Raw genomic sequence first — 13,674 nt, forward strand, 5'->3', positions numbered from 1 at the left:
CGACCCACCATCGGAGAAAACCCATGGCCGGCCACTTCGAGGCCACCCCCCGCGGCGGCGCGGCCGTCGCGCTCGACGAGGTGGAGATCGCGATCCTGCGCTCCCTCGCCGTCCAGCTGCTGGAACTGATCGGACCGGGCGACGAACCGGCCGACGGCGAGGACCCGCTCGCCGCCCTGTTCGCCGAAGGGCCCAGCGAGCCGCCGACCGACCCGGCCCTGGCCCGCCTCTTCCCGGAGGCGTACGGCGACGAGGACAGCGAACTGCGCGCCGCGTCCGCCGAGTTCCGCCGCTTCACCGAGAACGACCTGCGCGCCCGCAAGCGCGACGACGCGCTCACCGTCGTACGCACCCTCGACGCACTCCCGTCCGGCGAGGAAAGCGCCGTCCTCACGCTCAGCGCCGACGAAAGCCGCAACTGGCTCGGCGCCCTCAACGACCTTCGCCTCACCATCGGTACCCGCCTGGAGGTCTCCGACGAGGACGAGGGCGGTGAGGGCTCGCTCTACCGGCTGCCCGACAGCGACCCGCGCAAGCCCATGGTCATGGCCTATCTCTGGCTGGGTGCGCTCCAGGAGACGCTCGTCGAGACCCTGATGCCGTAGGGGCCGGCCGGCGGATCACGGCCGGGGTTGCGACGCCCGGCACTTCCCCGCGTGCTCGGCTTCGCTCGAACGGGGGAGACCCCACTCGCGGCATTGCCGAAACGCCCGCACGGCTGCGCTGCGAGGATGCTCCGACGCCCGAGGGTCGCCCCGTGGCGATGCACCGCACCGGACGCCGCGACCGACCCGCCTTCCCTTGATCGGGTTTTACCTTCCCTTGGGACCACGCCGGGACGTTCGCTCAACGGATACTCAAATCCAAATAACGATCCCGTCACCTGAATGGCCTTTTTTGCAGCGGCTGGAAACCCTTGTCCGCTTTTTCCTGTGGTGTGCACCACACAATGTCCGGTGGACCACCGGTGGCTCCGTGATAAATCTTCACGACCACCCGGGGACGCCACCCCTGTTCCCGGGGGCGCTACAACCGGCGGACCGCCGGTCGCACTCCATCCATATCCGGGGGGATCAGGACCTGATCCGCAGCCGTCAGGCGCGGATCGGCGTGGAGAAAGGCGCAACACATGACATCGGCGCAGGTCGACAAGGGGCAAGGCGGCTCGCAGCAGGCCGCGGAAGCCGCGGATGCCACCACCTCGGGCGAGGGTTATCAGCGCGCCCTCGGCGCCCGCCAGATCCAGATGATCGCGATCGGCGGGGCCATCGGAACCGGCCTCTTCCTCGGCGCGGGCAAAGCCATCGCCAAGGCGGGCCCCAGCCTCATCCTCGCCTATGCCATCGCAGGCCTGGTGATCTTCTTCATCATGCGGGCCCTGGGCGAACTCCTCATGTACCGCCCGGTCTCGGGCTCATTCTCTGAGTACGCCCGCGAATTCGTCGGCCCCTTCGCAGGATTTGTCACCGGCTGGACCTACTGGCTGTTCTGGGTTGTCACCGGAATCACCGAAGTCACCGCGGCAGCCCAGTACATGACGTTCTGGTTCGACATTCCCCAATGGGTGTCCGCACTGATCTTCACGATCATCCTGTACGGCGTGAACCTGATCTCCGTGAAGCTCTTCGGGGAACTCGAATTCTGGTTCTCGATGGTCAAGGTCACTGCCATCGTCGGCATGATCCTCATCTGTGCCGGAATTCTCACCCTCGGCTTCTCCGACGCCGGCGACACCGCGTCCGTCACCCACCTGTGGGCCGACGGCGGCTTCTTCCCGCACGGCATCAAGGGCACCTTGATGACCCTGCAGATCGTGATGTTCGCCTTCCTCGCCGTCGAACTCGTCGGCGTCACCGCAGGCGAGTCCAAGGACCCGAAGACCGTCCTGCCCAAGGCCATCAACACCGTGCCGTGGCGCATCGCCGTCTTCTACGTCGGCGCCCTCATCATGATCCTCGCCGTCGTCCCGTGGACGGAATTCCAGCCCGGCATCTCGCCGTTCGTCGCCGCCTTCCAGAAGATGGGCCTCGGCATCGGCGCAGGCATCGTCAACTTCGTCGTCCTGACCGCGGCCCTCTCCTCGTGCAACTCCGGCATGTACTCCACCGGCCGCATGCTGCGCGACCTCGCCCTCAACGGACAGGGCCCGAAGTTCTTCACCCGGCTGACCAAGAGCGGCACCCCGCTCATCGGCACCACCTTCTCCGCCGCCCTCATGCTCGTCGGCGTCTGGATCAACTACCAGTGGCCCGGAGACGCCTTCACCTACGTCGTCTCCTTCGCCACCATCTCCGGCATGTGGGCCTGGATCATGATCCTCGTCTGCCAGATCCGCTACCGCCGCCTGGCCGACCGCGGAGCGATCCCGCAGTCCTCCTTCCGGGCCCCCGGCGCCCCGTACACCAGCGTCTTCGCCCTCGCCTTCATCGGCATGGTGATCGTGATGATGGGCATCGACAAGGACGCCAGGATCTCGCTGTACTGCGCCCCGCTCTGGGCCCTGATCCTCGGTGTCTCGTACCTGGTCCTCAAGGCCCGTAACCCCGAGAGCGCGGCCTTCGCCAAGCGCTGACCCGACCCGGCCGTCCGGCATACGGACCCCCGCGTACCACTCCTCGGTGCGCGGGGGTCCTCTGCTTATCCTGGCGCCATGCTGACCATCACCCAGGCGCTGTACGACCAGATCGTCGCGCACTCCCGCGCGGACCACCCCGACGAGGCGTGCGGCGTGGTCGCGGGCCCGGCCGGAACCGGCCGCGCCGAACGCTTCATCCCCATGCTCAACGCCGCCCGCTCGCCCACGTTCTACGAGTTCGACTCCGCGGACCTGCTGAAGCTCTATCGCGAGATGGACGACCGCGACGAGGAGCCGGTGATCATCTACCACTCGCACACGGCGACCGAGGCGTACCCCTCGCGCACCGACATCACGTACGCCAATGAGCCCGGCGCCCACTACGTCCTCGTCTCCACCGCCGACACGGACGACGCGGGCCCCTTCCAGTTCCGCTCGTACCGCATCGTGGACGGCGTGATCACCGAGGAGGACGTCGAGGTCGTCGAGGCGTACGAACCCGCCTGACCTCGAGCGGGCCGGGGGCGAAACCCCGTCCCCGGCCCGCCGTGATTCCCCGCCCCACACCGACCGTCCACCAGGCGAACGCTCACCATCCAGCAGGTGAGATCACATGCCGGAGTCCGGACCGGGAATCGATACGATGAGCCCATGGTTCCCCAAGACGTGAGCGACAAGACGCCGGGCACGCTGCTCGTCGCGCGCCTGCACGTCGACCTGTGCAGGCTCTCCAGCGCGATCTGTACGAGCTGCCTGCCCGCCGGCCGCAACGCCTGAGCCGGGCCGCGGCCCCGAGCGCCGTCCACACGCCCCACCCCCGCGCGGGGGCAGAGCCGCGCGCCCCACGCCACCACTCCGCTTTCGACAGGAGCCCACGCCATGGCCATCGAGGTCCGCATCCCGACCATCCTCCGCACCTACACCGACGGCGCCAAGGCTGTCGAGGGCAACGGAGAGACCCTCGCCGACCTCTTCACGGACCTCGACAGCCGCCACAACGGCATCCGTGAGCGCATCGTCGACGGCGACCAGCTCCGTCGCTTCGTGAACGTCTACCTCAACGACGAGGACGTCCGCTTCCTCGACGGAATCTCCACCAAGCTCAGCGACGGCGACAGCGTCACCATCCTCCCGGCGGTCGCCGGCGGCATGAACTGATGCGGTACGACAGCCCGCTCGCCGCGGTGGGCAACACCCCGCTCGTCCGCCTGCCGCGGCTGTCACCGTCGGACGACGTCCGCATCTGGGCCAAGCTGGAGGACCGCAACCCCACCGGCTCGATCAAGGACCGCCCCGCGCTCCACATGGTCGAACAGGCGGAGAAGGACGGCCGGTTGACCCCCGGCTGCACCATCCTGGAGCCCACCAGCGGCAACACCGGCATCTCGCTGGCCATGGCGGCCAAGCTCAAGGGCTACCGCATCGTCTGCGTCATGCCGGAGAACACCTCGCAGGAACGGCGCGACCTGCTCGCCATGTGGGGCGCCGAGATCATCTCCTCCCCGGCGGCCGGCGGCTCCAACACAGCCGTCCGCGTCGCCAAGGAACTGGCCGCCGAGCACCCCGACTGGGTGATGCTCTACCAGTACGGCAACCCGGACAACGCGGGCGCCCACTACGCCACCACCGGTCCCGAGATCTTCGCCGACCTGCCCTCCATCACCCACTTCGTGGCGGGCCTCGGCACCACGGGCACGCTCATGGGTGTGGGCCGCTACCTGCGCGAACAGAAGCCCGACATCAAGATCGTCGCCGCCGAGCCGCGCTACGACGACCTCGTCTACGGCCTCCGCAACCTCGACGAGGGCTTCGTCCCCGAGCTCTACGACGCCTCGGTCCTCACCACCCGCTTCTCCGTCGGCTCCGCCGACGCCGTCACCCGCACCCGCGAACTCCTCCAGCAGGAGGGCATCTTCGCGGGCGTCTCCACCGGCGCCGCACTCCACGCGGCGATCGGCGTCGGAACCAAGGCGGTCAAGGCGGGGGAGACGGCCGACATCGTCTTCGTCGTCGCCGACGGCGGCTGGAAGTACCTGTCGACGGGCGTCTACACGGCCCCCACGACGGAAGCGGCCATCGAAACGCTGCACGGCCAGCTCTGGGCGTAACACCCAGTCGGTAAGAGGAGCTCACACAATGGGAGTCCGATCAGCTTGCGGCGTCTGGTGCGTGCGATCGCAAGGCGCTGGAAGGTCCTCGGACGGGGTCTCCCCTGCTCGAACGAAGCCGAGAGCTTGGGGAAGGAGCTACTAGGGCGTTTCGGCAACGCAGCGAGCGTGCGTGCCAGGCGTCGCGAGCCGGGCGCCCATTTTGTGAGCTCCTCTAAGTGCCGTCCCGTCCTCGGCCGCCGGACCCGCTGGAATTCCAGCCCGTCCGGCGGCCGAGGACTTTTTCCGACCCTCACCCGATCCCGCGCACCCGCTCCCACACCGCCGGGTCCACCGTCCCCACCCGCCGCCGGAACCCCCGCACCGCCACATCCCGCAGCTCGTCCGTCTCCAGGAAACTCGCCCGCCCCTGCGCATCCCCCACCGAACCCGGCGGCAGCGCGATCACCCCGGGCCGCTCCTCGTGATGCTTGCTGGTGATCTTCGCGACGAGCGCCGCACCGCCCCGCACCGACAGCACCAGACAGGGTCGGTCCTTCGCGCCGGGCCCGTCCTCGTACGGAACCTCGGCCCACCAGATCTCACCCGGCCGCGGCGCCCGCTCCGGCCGCCCCCGCAGACCTTCCCGCCTGCCCGGCGGACGCGTCTGCCGCGCAGAACGCCCGCCCGGGCGCTGACGCCCCCGCCCGAGCCTCCCCCGCCCGTCGGCGATCGCGGCAACGAGAGCGAGCAGTACGACCACGGCCAGAGCCGGCCACCAGGACATGTCCATGCCCCGACGGTACCGGCGTCCCCGCCGGCCCGCTCTCCGCACCCGCTTCCATCGAACCGGTGACAGAGCAGGTGAGTTCGCCCACAACGGCAGGCCTCGGAGGAGCGACCAGGTGTTTCGCGCCTTACGCTCAACAAATCGCACGAACCCTCCCCGCTCCCACGTCTCGGAGGTTCACGCTCCATGAAGCTCACCGTCGTCGGCTGCTCCGGCTCGTTCCCGTCCACGGGTTCGGCATGTTCGAGCTACCTCGTAGAGGCCGACGGCTTCAGGCTGCTCCTCGACATGGGCAACGGCGCCCTCGGTGAGCTGCAGCGCCACGTCGGTCTCTACGACCTCGACGCCATCTTCCTCAGCCATCTCCATGCCGATCACTGCATCGACATGTGCGCGTACTTCGTCGTCCGCTACTACCGGCACGACGGCGGACGCCCCGCGTCCATCCCGGTCTACGGCCCCGACGGCACCGAACAGCGGCTGACCACCGCCCACGCCGACACCCCGTCCGACCGGTCCATGAGCGAGGTCTTCGACTTCCACACGCTGAAGCCCGGCTCGTTCGACATCGGCCCCTTCTCGGTCCGCACGGAGAAGGTCTGCCACCCCGTCGACGCCTTCGGCATCCGCATCGAGCACGGCGGCCGCACTCTCGTGTACTCCGGCGACACCGGTGCCTGCGAGGCGCTGGACGAACTTGCGGAGGGCGCCGACCTGTTCCTCTGCGAAGCATCGTTCGTCCACGGCAAGGAGGACATTCCGGACCTCCACCTCAACGGCCGCGAAGCAGGCGAGATCGCCGCACGCGCGAAGGTGGGACGGCTCGTCCTTACCCACATCCCGCCGTGGACGGACGCGGAGCGGAACCTGGCCGACGCCCGCACGATCTACCGCGGACCGGCGGAGCTGGCAGTTCCGGGCGCGGTCTACGAGATCTGAAACCTCAGGTACGCACGACGGAGCCCCCACCTTCCGCCCAGGGAAGGTGGGGGCTCCGTCGCACGCGCGGGCGGGGCGAGGGCCTACTTCGCCTCCGCCTTGAGCAGCTCGGCGAGCTCCTCGTCGGACTCCCGGCCCGGGGTCGGCAGGTTGAACTTGGTGATCGCGAAGCGGAAGACCGCGTAGTAGACCACCGCGAAGCAGAGGCCGACCAGGACCAGCAGCCACGGCTTGCTCGCGATGCCGAGGTTCAGTCCGAAGTCGATCAGGCCGGCCGAGAAGCCGAAGCCGTCCTTCATGCCGAGCGCCCAGGTCAGCGCCATGGACACACCGGTGAGCACCGCGTGGATCGCGTACAGCACCGGGGCGATGAACATGAACGTGAACTCGATCGGCTCGGTCACACCGGTGACGAACGAGGTGAGCGCGAGGGAGAACATCATGCCGCCGACGACCTTGCGGCGCTCGGGCCGGGCGCAGTGAACGATCGCGAGGCAGGCCGCCGGCAGGGCGAACATCATGATCGGGAAGAAGCCGGTCATGAACTGTCCGGCCTGCGGGTCACCGGCGAGGAAGCGGGCGATGTCACCGTGGGCGCCGTTGTACTCGCCGGCCTGGAACCACGGGAACGAGTTCAGCAGGTGGTGCATGCCGACCGGGATCAGCGCACGGTTGGCGACACCGAAGATGCCCGCGCCGACGGCGCCGGAACCGACCAGCCACTCGCCGAAGTTGTGCAGACCGGTGCCGAGGACGGGCCAGATCAGACCGAAGACGATGCCGATGACCAGACCCGCGAAGGCGGAGAGGATCGGGACCAGGCGGCGGCCGCTGAAGAAGCCCGCCCAGTCGGGCAGCTTCTTCCGGTAGAACTTCTGGTACAGCAGGGCCACGACTATGCCCATCACGACACCGCCGAGCACACCGGCGTTGACCGGAGCGTCGCTCATGACGATCTTGCCGTCCACGACGCTCGCGACCTGGGGCAGGTTGCTGTCGGTGAAGGTGGCGAGCACCTTCTGGAAGACCAGGTAGCCGGTGACGGCGGCCAGGGCCGTCGAACCGTCCGACTTCTTGGCGAAGCCGATCGCGATACCGACGGCGAACAGCAGCGCCATGTTGTCGAGAATGGCCCCGCCACCGGCTGCCATGTAGCCGGCGAGCTTCGTGATGAAGGTCGGGAACGAGTCGCGGCCGAGCATGTCCGCGTTACCGAGCCGGACCAGCAGGGCGGCTGCCGGCAGCACCGCGACGGGCAGCATGAGGCTGCGGCCGATGCGCTGCATGACAGCCATCACGGCCGCGCCCTTCTTCTTGGTGGCCGCGGGGGCGGCGCTCGCCGTGGTCATGAACTTCCTCCATGGGACAAGGCGCCGCCGGGAACAGGGATCTTTGTGGGGGGGCGACGACTCTGGAAACGTGACGGGCGCCACGTGGTCTGGACCACTCAGTGGTGTAGACCAGTTTTAACACGGTGTGGGTTGTATAAGGAACCTGCAAATGTCGACTACTTCGCAGTAGCTCATCGATACATTCAGTGACATGGCGAAGGCCCCCGGACCGTGAGGTCCGAGGGCCTTTGTCGACCGGGCGCGGATCCCGGCCGGACAGCTATTTGACGAGGTCCTTTTCGATCTCCGCCTCCAGTTCGTCGGGCTCGCGCCCGGGGGTCTGGAGGTTGAACCCGGTGATGGCGAAACGGAAGATCACGTAATACACCACTGCGAAGCAGAGCCCGATCGGGATGATCAGCCAGGGCTTCGTGGCCAGGCTCCAGTTGATGACGTAGTCGATCAGACCCGCCGAGAAGCTGAAGCCGTCCTTCACGCCGAGCCCCCAGCTCACCGCCATCGAGACACCGGTGAGCACCGCGTGGATCGCATACAGAAGCGGGGCGACGAAGAGAAACGAGTACTCGATCGGCTCGGTGATACCCGTCACGAACGACGTCAGACCGACCGAGAGCATCATGCCGCCGACCGCCTTCCGGCGATGCGGTTTGGCGCAGTGGTAGATCGCCAGCGCCGCGGCCGGAAGCGCGAACATCATGATCGGGAAGAAGCCCGTGGTGAACTGCCCGGCCGTCGGGTCGCCCGCAAGGAACCGGTTGATGTCACCGTGCACGACCGTCCCGTCCGGCTTGGTGAAGTCACCGAACTGGAACCAGAGGAACGTGTTCAGGAACTGGTGCAGGCCGACGACCAGCAGTGCGCGGTTGGCGATGCCGAAGATGCCGGAGCCCAGCCAGTTCAGATCGGTCAGCCACTTGGAGAAGCTGGTCAGGCCGTCCCCGATCGGCTGCCACAGCCATGCGCACAGGGCCGCGAAGAGCAGCCCGACGAAGGCCATGATGATCGGCACGAGCCGACGGCCGTTGAAGAAGCCCAGCCAGTCGACCAGCTTGACCCGGTGGTACCGCTGCCAGAACCACGCGGACAACAGGCCCATCACGATGCCCCCGAAGACCCCGGGGTTCTGGTACTCGGCGGCCGTCACCTTCGCGTTGCCGGTGACACAGGTGCCGAACCAGGTGCCGCCCGAAGTGAAGGTGGAACCCGGTGCGCAGTCCACCGGGAAGGCGTGCAGCACCGCGTAGTAGACGAGGAAGCCGGTCACCGCCGCGAGCGCCGTCGAGCCGTCCGACTTCTTCGCCATGCCGATCGCGACCCCGACGCAGAACAACAACGGCAGTCCGAGACCGGAGTCGAGGAGCGCACCACCCGCAGCGGCGAAGACCTTGGCGACGTTGGTCCAGCCGAGGCCCTCGTCGCCGAACACGTCCGGCTGGCCGAGCCGGTTGAGGATGCCGGCCGCCGGCAGCACCGCGATCGGGAGCTGGAGGCTGCGCCCCATCTTCTGGAGGCCCTGGAAGAAGCCGTGCCACCACATTCTCCGTGGCGCTGTGGCGCTGCTCGAGCTCATCGGCATCCTCCCGGAAACAGGCCACGTTTGGCGGTCGCCGCAAAGTGGTGTAGACCAGTTGCGGTACGGTGCATAACCCGCCCGGAGGACAGGGCACTGGTGATCGTCATCATTGGTGATGATCAGGTAGCTCGCTCGCGAAGTTGGGCCAACCGTGCGTTACCGTGACGAAACGGACCCATGGTGGGCCGGCACCGGACGTGAAGAACCAGGGAGAGCCACATGGCCAGCAAGGCTGAGAAGATCGTCGCCGGGCTCGGCGGGATCGACAACATCGAAGAAATCGAAGGCTGCATCACCCGCCTCCGCACCGAGGTCATCGACCCGAGCAAGGTCGACGAAGCCGCGCTCAAGGCCGCCGGGGCCCACGGCGTCGTCAAGATGGGTACCGCGATCCAGGTCGTCATCGGCACCGACGCCGACCCCATCGCCGCCGACATCGAAGACATGATGTGACGACCACCCGCTGAGCCGGCCCGGCTCCGCACCCCACAGGCCCCGATCCCATCGGGACGGGGCCTGCGGCACAACCCCCACCGGCCTCCCGCTGCCCCCCTGGCACACCCCGGTCGGCGCCAACGGCCCAGCCGATAGGCTCGACGCCATGTCTCGTATCGACGGCCGCACCCCCGAAGAGCTCCGCCCCATCACCATCGAACGCGGATGGAGCAAGCACGCCGAAGGCTCAGTCCTCATCTCCTTCGGCGACACCAAGGTCTTCTGCACCGCCTCCTTCACCGAGGGCGTCCCGCGCTGGCGCAAGGGCAGCGGCGAAGGCTGGGTCACCGCCGAGTACTCCATGCTGCCCCGTTCCACCAACACCCGCGGCGACCGCGAAGCCGTACGCGGCAAGATCGGCGGCCGCACCCACGAGATCAGCCGCCTCATCGGCCGATCCCTGCGCGCGGTGATCGACTACAAGGCGCTCGGCGAGAACACCGTCGTCCTCGACTGCGACGTCCTCCAGGCCGACGGCGGCACCCGCACCGCCGCCATCACCGGTGCGTACGTCGCCCTCGCCGACGCCATCACCTGGGCCCAGGGCAAGAAGCTCATCAAGCACGGCCGCAAGCCGTTGATCGGCACCGTTTCCGCCGTCAGCGTCGGCATCGTCGACGGCACGCCGCTCCTCGACCTCTGCTACGAGGAGGACGTCCGCGCCGAGACCGACATGAACGTCGTCTGCACCGGCGACGGCCGCTTCGTCGAGGTCCAGGGCACCGCCGAGGCCGAGCCCTTCGACCGCAAGGAACTGAACGCGCTCCTCGACCTCGCCACCAGCGGCTGCGTCGACCTCAGCGCCATCCAGCAGGCGGCCCTCGCCCGCACGCTCGGCGAGTAAAGAAGCAACCACGTACGCACCACAGAGCGTCGATACGAGTACGGACGCACGGGTCGAACCGTGCGTCCGTCCGCGTATCCGCACCCGGGGAGGAACCGCACCATGGCCAAGGCCACCCGTCACCGCCGCATCACCGTCGTGCTGACCCTGACCGCTCTCACCCTCACCGCCGCGGCCGGCTGCGGCGCAGTCGACAAGGCCCTCGACTGCGTCCGTACCGCCGACGCCATAGCCACCAGCGTCGACAACCTCCAACAGGCCGTCTCCAACGCCTCGAACGACCCCACCCAGGCATCCGAGGCCCTCGACGAGATAGACAAGGAACTCGGCAACCTCGGCGACAAGACGGACAACGCCGACCTCTCCAAGGCCGTCGACGACCTCCAGGCCGGCGTCAAGAACGTGCGCGACGCCATCGACAAGGGCGACGCCACCCCGGACATCACCCCGGTCACCGACGCCGCCAAGGAGATCGGCAACGTCTGCACCTCATAGCGGACGCCGCCCGGCACCCCGCGATAATCGGCACATGACCCGCCTGATCCTCGCCACCCGCAACGCCGGGAAAATCACCGAACTCCACGCGATCCTCGCCGACGCAGGGCTCACCCACGAGCTCGTCGGCGCGGATGCGTACCCCGAGATCCCCGACGTCAAGGAGACCGGCGTCACCTTCGCCGAGAACGCGCTCCTCAAGGCACACGCCCTGGCCCGGGCCACCGGCCACCCCGCGATCGCCGACGACTCCGGCCTCTGCGTCGACGTACTCGGCGGCGCCCCGGGCATCTTCTCGGCCCGCTGGGCCGGCACCCACGGCGACGACCGCGCCAACCTGGACCTGCTGCTGGCCCAGCTCTCCGACATCGACGACGCCCACCGCGCCGCCCACTTCGCCTGCGCGGCGGCGCTGGCCCTCCCGGACGGCACGGAACGCGTGGTCGAGGGCCGTCTCCTGGGCACCCTCCGTCACACCCCGGCCGGCACGAACGGCTTCGGCTACGACCCGATCCTGCAGCCGGAGGGCATGACCCGGACCTGCGCGGAGCTGACCCCGGCGGAGAAGAACGCGATCAGCCACCGCGGGAAGGCGTTCCGGGCGCTGGTGCCGGTGGTGCGGGAGCTGGTGGGGTGACATGGAAACGGTCGCCGCCTTCATTTCGAAGGTGGCGACCGTTTTGTGCCCGTGGGCCCGGTGGGATTCGAACCCACGACACACCGGACCTAAACCGGCGCCCTCTAGCCAGCTGGGGTACGGACCCGCGGGCACACTCTACTGTGCGCGGCTGCGTCGGTTCGAGAAGGATTCGGTCTGGCTGTGGCACGACGGACACAGGTACCGCAGGTTCTCGCGGCGGTTGTCGATTCGGTCGCCGTTGATGTGGTCGATCTCCAGGACCAGGAGCTTGCCCTGCCACGTTTCGCCGATGCCGCACATGGCACACAGGTGAGGGACTTCGAGGTCGTCCAGGTTCCCGGGGACGGGGTCCGGGTTCAGAACTTCGGCTCGGGAGTCTGCGCCGCGCACAGCTCCGCCGCCTCCGCCTCGGTCTCCACCGAAGGCGGCGAGCCGTCCAGCGGCTGCTGGGCCGTCTCCTTCATGCAGGCCACCGCGATCACGCCGACCAGGGCCGCCGCCATCGCGTAGTAGGCCGGCATCAGGTTCGTACCGCTCCAGCTGATCAGTGCCGTGATCACCAGCGGGGTCGTACCGCCGAAGAGCGAGGCCGAGAGGTTGTAGCCGACCGACAGGGAGCCGTAGCGGACCTGGGTGGGGAAGAGGGCCGGGAGTGCGGCGGACATCGTGCCGAGCATGCAGACCAGGGAGAGGCCCAGCATCACCATGCCGATCGTGATGGCCGGGATGCCGCCCTGGCGGATCAGCAGGAAGGAGGGGAGCGAGAGACAGAGGAAGCCCAGCATTCCCGTCATCAGCAGTGGCTTGCGGCCGAAACGGTCGGAGAGCCTGCCGACCTGACTGATGATCACCATCAGGGCGACCATGACGGCGAGCAGGACGAGCAGGCCGTGGGTCTCGCTGTAGCCGAGTTCGTCGGAGAGGTACGTCGGCATGTACGACAGCAGCATGTAGTCGGTGATGTTGTACGCGCCGACCAGGGCTATGCAGAGGATCAGCGTCGGCCAGTACTGCCGGAAGATCTTCGCGAGGTCTCCCTTGGCGGTGGTCTCGACGCTGTCCGAGGCCTCGGAGGCCTGCGCGGTGCCGCCCTCCAGTTTCTGGAAGGCCGGGGTCTCGTCGAGGCGCAGTCGGAGGTAGAGGCCGACCAGGCCGAGGGGGCCCGCGACGAGGAACGGGATGCGCCAGCCCCAGGCTTCCATGGTGGGGGTGTCGAGGACGGCGGTGAGTGCGGTGACGAGGCCGGCTGCGCCGACGTAGCCGGCCAGGGTGCCGAATTCGAGGAAGCTGCCGAAGTAGCCGCGGCGCTTGTCGGGGGCGTACTCGGCGATGAAGGTGGAGGCGCCGCCGTACTCCCCGCCGGTGGAGAACCCCTGGATCAGCCGGAAGAAGATCAGCAGGGCGGGTGCCCAGAGGCCGATCGAGGCGTGGGAGGGGATGACGCCGATGGCGAAGGTGCCGACCGCCATCATGATCATGGTGAGGGCGAGGACCTTCTTGCGGCCGATCCGGTCGCCCATGGGACCGAAGAACATTCCGCCGAGCGGGCGCACCAGGAAGGCGACCGCGAAGGTGGCGAACGACGAGAGCAGCTGGGTGGTGTCGTTCCCGGACGGGAAGAAGACGTGCCCCAGAGTGACGGCCAGGTAGGAGTAGATGCCGAAGTCGAACCACTCCATGGCGTTGCCGAGGGAGGCCGCCTTCACCGCTCGCTTGACTGCCCGGTCGTCGGTGACGGTGATGTCGGACCGGCGCAGCCTGGGGTTCTTCCGCTGCCGGATGGCGCGGAAGAGGGTGGGGTGGCGCTTGACCGCTTCCGGGTCGGCCACCTGCTGAAGGTCGGAGGCCGCCATGGCCGGGTCCCTTCCTCGGTGGGGTGTTCCA

16 protein-coding genes and 1 tRNA gene are annotated in these 13,674 nt (G+C 68.2%); 11 read left to right on the top strand and 6 right to left on the bottom strand.

Going from position 1 to position 13,674, the window contains the following annotated elements; genetic code table 11:
* The first annotated feature begins 23 nt into the window (after window positions 1-23).
* The 6 genes from ACFU8W_RS26370 to ACFU8W_RS26395 all read left to right on the top strand — a co-directional run bounded on the left by ACFU8W_RS26370 (window position 24) and on the right by ACFU8W_RS26395 (window position 4,683).
* The gene (locus ACFU8W_RS26370) at window positions 24-605 is read left to right on the top strand and encodes a DUF2017 domain-containing protein (protein WP_345517869.1); all 582 of its coding nucleotides are present in this window, start codon (window positions 24-26) and stop codon (window positions 603-605) included.
* 524 nt (window positions 606-1,129) lie between these two features.
* Entirely contained in the window at window positions 1,130-2,572 is a 1,443-nt protein-coding gene (locus ACFU8W_RS26375) for an amino acid permease (RefSeq protein ID WP_384041787.1), read from the top strand.
* A gap of 78 nt (window positions 2,573-2,650) precedes the next feature.
* Window positions 2,651-3,082, top strand: coding sequence for a M67 family metallopeptidase (locus ACFU8W_RS26380; protein ID WP_345517871.1), 432 nt, complete (start codon window positions 2,651-2,653; stop codon window positions 3,080-3,082).
* A 144-nt stretch (window positions 3,083-3,226) separates the two neighbouring features.
* The gene (locus tag ACFU8W_RS26385) at window positions 3,227-3,352 is read left to right on the top strand and encodes a putative leader peptide (protein ID WP_327246116.1); all 126 of its coding nucleotides are present in this window, start codon (window positions 3,227-3,229) and stop codon (window positions 3,350-3,352) included.
* 102 nt (window positions 3,353-3,454) lie between these two features.
* Window positions 3,455-3,733 carry a MoaD/ThiS family protein gene (locus tag ACFU8W_RS26390; RefSeq protein WP_037692508.1) on the top strand — a complete coding sequence of 93 codons (279 nt, stop codon included), beginning with the start codon at window positions 3,455-3,457 and terminating at the stop codon, window positions 3,731-3,733.
* Window positions 3,733-4,683, top strand: a complete 951-nt coding sequence (locus ACFU8W_RS26395) for a cysteine synthase (RefSeq protein ID WP_327246117.1) — start codon at window positions 3,733-3,735, stop codon at window positions 4,681-4,683. The genes ACFU8W_RS26390 and ACFU8W_RS26395 overlap by 1 nt, the downstream gene beginning before the upstream one ends.
* 292 nt (window positions 4,684-4,975) lie before the next feature.
* On the opposite strand, the gene ACFU8W_RS26400 is transcribed toward ACFU8W_RS26395, so the two are convergent.
* Window positions 4,976-5,455, bottom strand: a complete 480-nt coding sequence (locus ACFU8W_RS26400) for a type II toxin-antitoxin system PemK/MazF family toxin (protein WP_384041794.1) — start codon at window positions 5,453-5,455, stop codon at window positions 4,976-4,978.
* Window positions 5,456-5,638: 183 nt separating this feature from the next.
* Here ACFU8W_RS26400 and ACFU8W_RS26405 point away from each other — a divergent pair, with 183 nt between their 5' ends.
* Window positions 5,639-6,391 (top strand): MBL fold metallo-hydrolase, encoded by a 753-nt coding sequence (locus tag ACFU8W_RS26405; protein WP_384041797.1) that lies wholly within the window; start codon window positions 5,639-5,641, stop codon window positions 6,389-6,391.
* Between the two features lie 83 nt (window positions 6,392-6,474).
* Here the strand turns inward: ACFU8W_RS26405 and ACFU8W_RS26410 are convergent, their stop codons facing one another.
* Both ACFU8W_RS26410 and ACFU8W_RS26415 read right to left on the bottom strand, forming a co-directional pair.
* Window positions 6,475-7,740, bottom strand: a complete 1,266-nt coding sequence (locus ACFU8W_RS26410) for a PTS transporter subunit EIIC (protein ID WP_384041801.1) — start codon at window positions 7,738-7,740, stop codon at window positions 6,475-6,477.
* 262 nt (window positions 7,741-8,002) lie between these two features.
* Window positions 8,003-9,313: a PTS transporter subunit EIIC gene (locus tag ACFU8W_RS26415; protein WP_384041804.1), complete on the bottom strand. Its 1,311-nt coding sequence runs from the start codon at window positions 9,311-9,313 to the stop codon at window positions 8,003-8,005.
* Window positions 9,314-9,535: 222 nt separating this feature from the next.
* On the opposite strand from ACFU8W_RS26415, the gene ACFU8W_RS26420 reads away from it, so the two are divergent.
* The 4 genes from ACFU8W_RS26420 (at window position 9,536) to rdgB (ending at window position 11,787) form a co-directional block, all read left to right on the top strand.
* Window positions 9,536-9,769 carry a glucose PTS transporter subunit EIIB gene (locus ACFU8W_RS26420; RefSeq protein ID WP_037692518.1) on the top strand — a complete coding sequence of 78 codons (234 nt, stop codon included), beginning with the start codon at window positions 9,536-9,538 and terminating at the stop codon, window positions 9,767-9,769.
* Window positions 9,770-9,917: 148 nt separating this feature from the next.
* The gene (gene rph, locus ACFU8W_RS26425; protein ID WP_345517876.1) at window positions 9,918-10,655 is read left to right on the top strand and encodes a ribonuclease PH; all 738 of its coding nucleotides are present in this window, start codon (window positions 9,918-9,920) and stop codon (window positions 10,653-10,655) included.
* Between the two features lie 102 nt (window positions 10,656-10,757).
* Window positions 10,758-11,150 (top strand): hypothetical protein, encoded by a 393-nt coding sequence (locus ACFU8W_RS26430; RefSeq protein ID WP_384041808.1) that lies wholly within the window; start codon window positions 10,758-10,760, stop codon window positions 11,148-11,150.
* A 34-nt stretch (window positions 11,151-11,184) separates the two neighbouring features.
* Window positions 11,185-11,787 (top strand): RdgB/HAM1 family non-canonical purine NTP pyrophosphatase, encoded by a 603-nt coding sequence (gene rdgB / locus ACFU8W_RS26435; protein WP_384041811.1) that lies wholly within the window; start codon window positions 11,185-11,187, stop codon window positions 11,785-11,787.
* 52 nt (window positions 11,788-11,839) lie between these two features.
* Here the strand turns inward: rdgB and ACFU8W_RS26440 are convergent.
* The 3 genes from ACFU8W_RS26440 to proP all read right to left on the bottom strand — a co-directional run bounded on the left by ACFU8W_RS26440 (window position 11,840) and on the right by proP (window position 13,643).
* Window positions 11,840-11,914: transfer RNA gene (locus tag ACFU8W_RS26440), tRNA-Leu, on the bottom strand.
* Window positions 11,915-11,925: 11 nt separating this feature from the next.
* Window positions 11,926-12,090, bottom strand: coding sequence for an HNH endonuclease (locus ACFU8W_RS26445; RefSeq protein ID WP_384041814.1), 165 nt, complete (start codon window positions 12,088-12,090; stop codon window positions 11,926-11,928).
* A gap of 56 nt (window positions 12,091-12,146) precedes the next feature.
* Entirely contained in the window at window positions 12,147-13,643 is a 1,497-nt protein-coding gene (gene proP, locus ACFU8W_RS26450) for a glycine betaine/L-proline transporter ProP (RefSeq protein WP_384041817.1), read from the bottom strand.
* Window positions 13,644-13,674: the final 31 nt, after the last annotated feature.

The sequence above is a fragment of the Streptomyces sp. NPDC057565 genome, assembly GCF_042801455.1.
In the GTDB taxonomy this organism is placed as follows: domain Bacteria; phylum Actinomycetota; class Actinomycetes; order Streptomycetales; family Streptomycetaceae; genus Streptomyces; species Streptomyces yanii.

Coding starts and splice junctions, on each gene's coding strand:
- ACFU8W_RS26370 (WP_345517869.1), top strand. CDS start 24: ATGGCCGGCCACTTCGAGGCCACCCCCCGCGGCGGCGCGGCCGTCGCG.
- ACFU8W_RS26375 (WP_384041787.1), top strand. CDS start 1,130: ATGACATCGGCGCAGGTCGACAAGGGGCAAGGCGGCTCGCAGCAGGCC.
- ACFU8W_RS26380 (WP_345517871.1), top strand. CDS start 2,651: ATGCTGACCATCACCCAGGCGCTGTACGACCAGATCGTCGCGCACTCC.
- ACFU8W_RS26385 (WP_327246116.1), top strand. CDS start 3,227: ATGGTTCCCCAAGACGTGAGCGACAAGACGCCGGGCACGCTGCTCGTC.
- ACFU8W_RS26390 (WP_037692508.1), top strand. CDS start 3,455: ATGGCCATCGAGGTCCGCATCCCGACCATCCTCCGCACCTACACCGAC.
- ACFU8W_RS26395 (WP_327246117.1), top strand. CDS start 3,733: ATGCGGTACGACAGCCCGCTCGCCGCGGTGGGCAACACCCCGCTCGTC.
- ACFU8W_RS26400 (WP_384041794.1), bottom strand. CDS start 5,455: ATGGACATGTCCTGGTGGCCGGCTCTGGCCGTGGTCGTACTGCTCGCT.
- ACFU8W_RS26405 (WP_384041797.1), top strand. CDS start 5,639: ATGAAGCTCACCGTCGTCGGCTGCTCCGGCTCGTTCCCGTCCACGGGT.
- ACFU8W_RS26410 (WP_384041801.1), bottom strand. CDS start 7,740: ATGACCACGGCGAGCGCCGCCCCCGCGGCCACCAAGAAGAAGGGCGCG.
- ACFU8W_RS26415 (WP_384041804.1), bottom strand. CDS start 9,313: ATGAGCTCGAGCAGCGCCACAGCGCCACGGAGAATGTGGTGGCACGGC.
- ACFU8W_RS26420 (WP_037692518.1), top strand. CDS start 9,536: ATGGCCAGCAAGGCTGAGAAGATCGTCGCCGGGCTCGGCGGGATCGAC.
- rph (WP_345517876.1), top strand. CDS start 9,918: ATGTCTCGTATCGACGGCCGCACCCCCGAAGAGCTCCGCCCCATCACC.
- ACFU8W_RS26430 (WP_384041808.1), top strand. CDS start 10,758: ATGGCCAAGGCCACCCGTCACCGCCGCATCACCGTCGTGCTGACCCTG.
- rdgB (WP_384041811.1), top strand. CDS start 11,185: ATGACCCGCCTGATCCTCGCCACCCGCAACGCCGGGAAAATCACCGAA.
- ACFU8W_RS26445 (WP_384041814.1), bottom strand. CDS start 12,090: ATGTGCGGCATCGGCGAAACGTGGCAGGGCAAGCTCCTGGTCCTGGAG.
- proP (WP_384041817.1), bottom strand. CDS start 13,643: ATGGCGGCCTCCGACCTTCAGCAGGTGGCCGACCCGGAAGCGGTCAAG.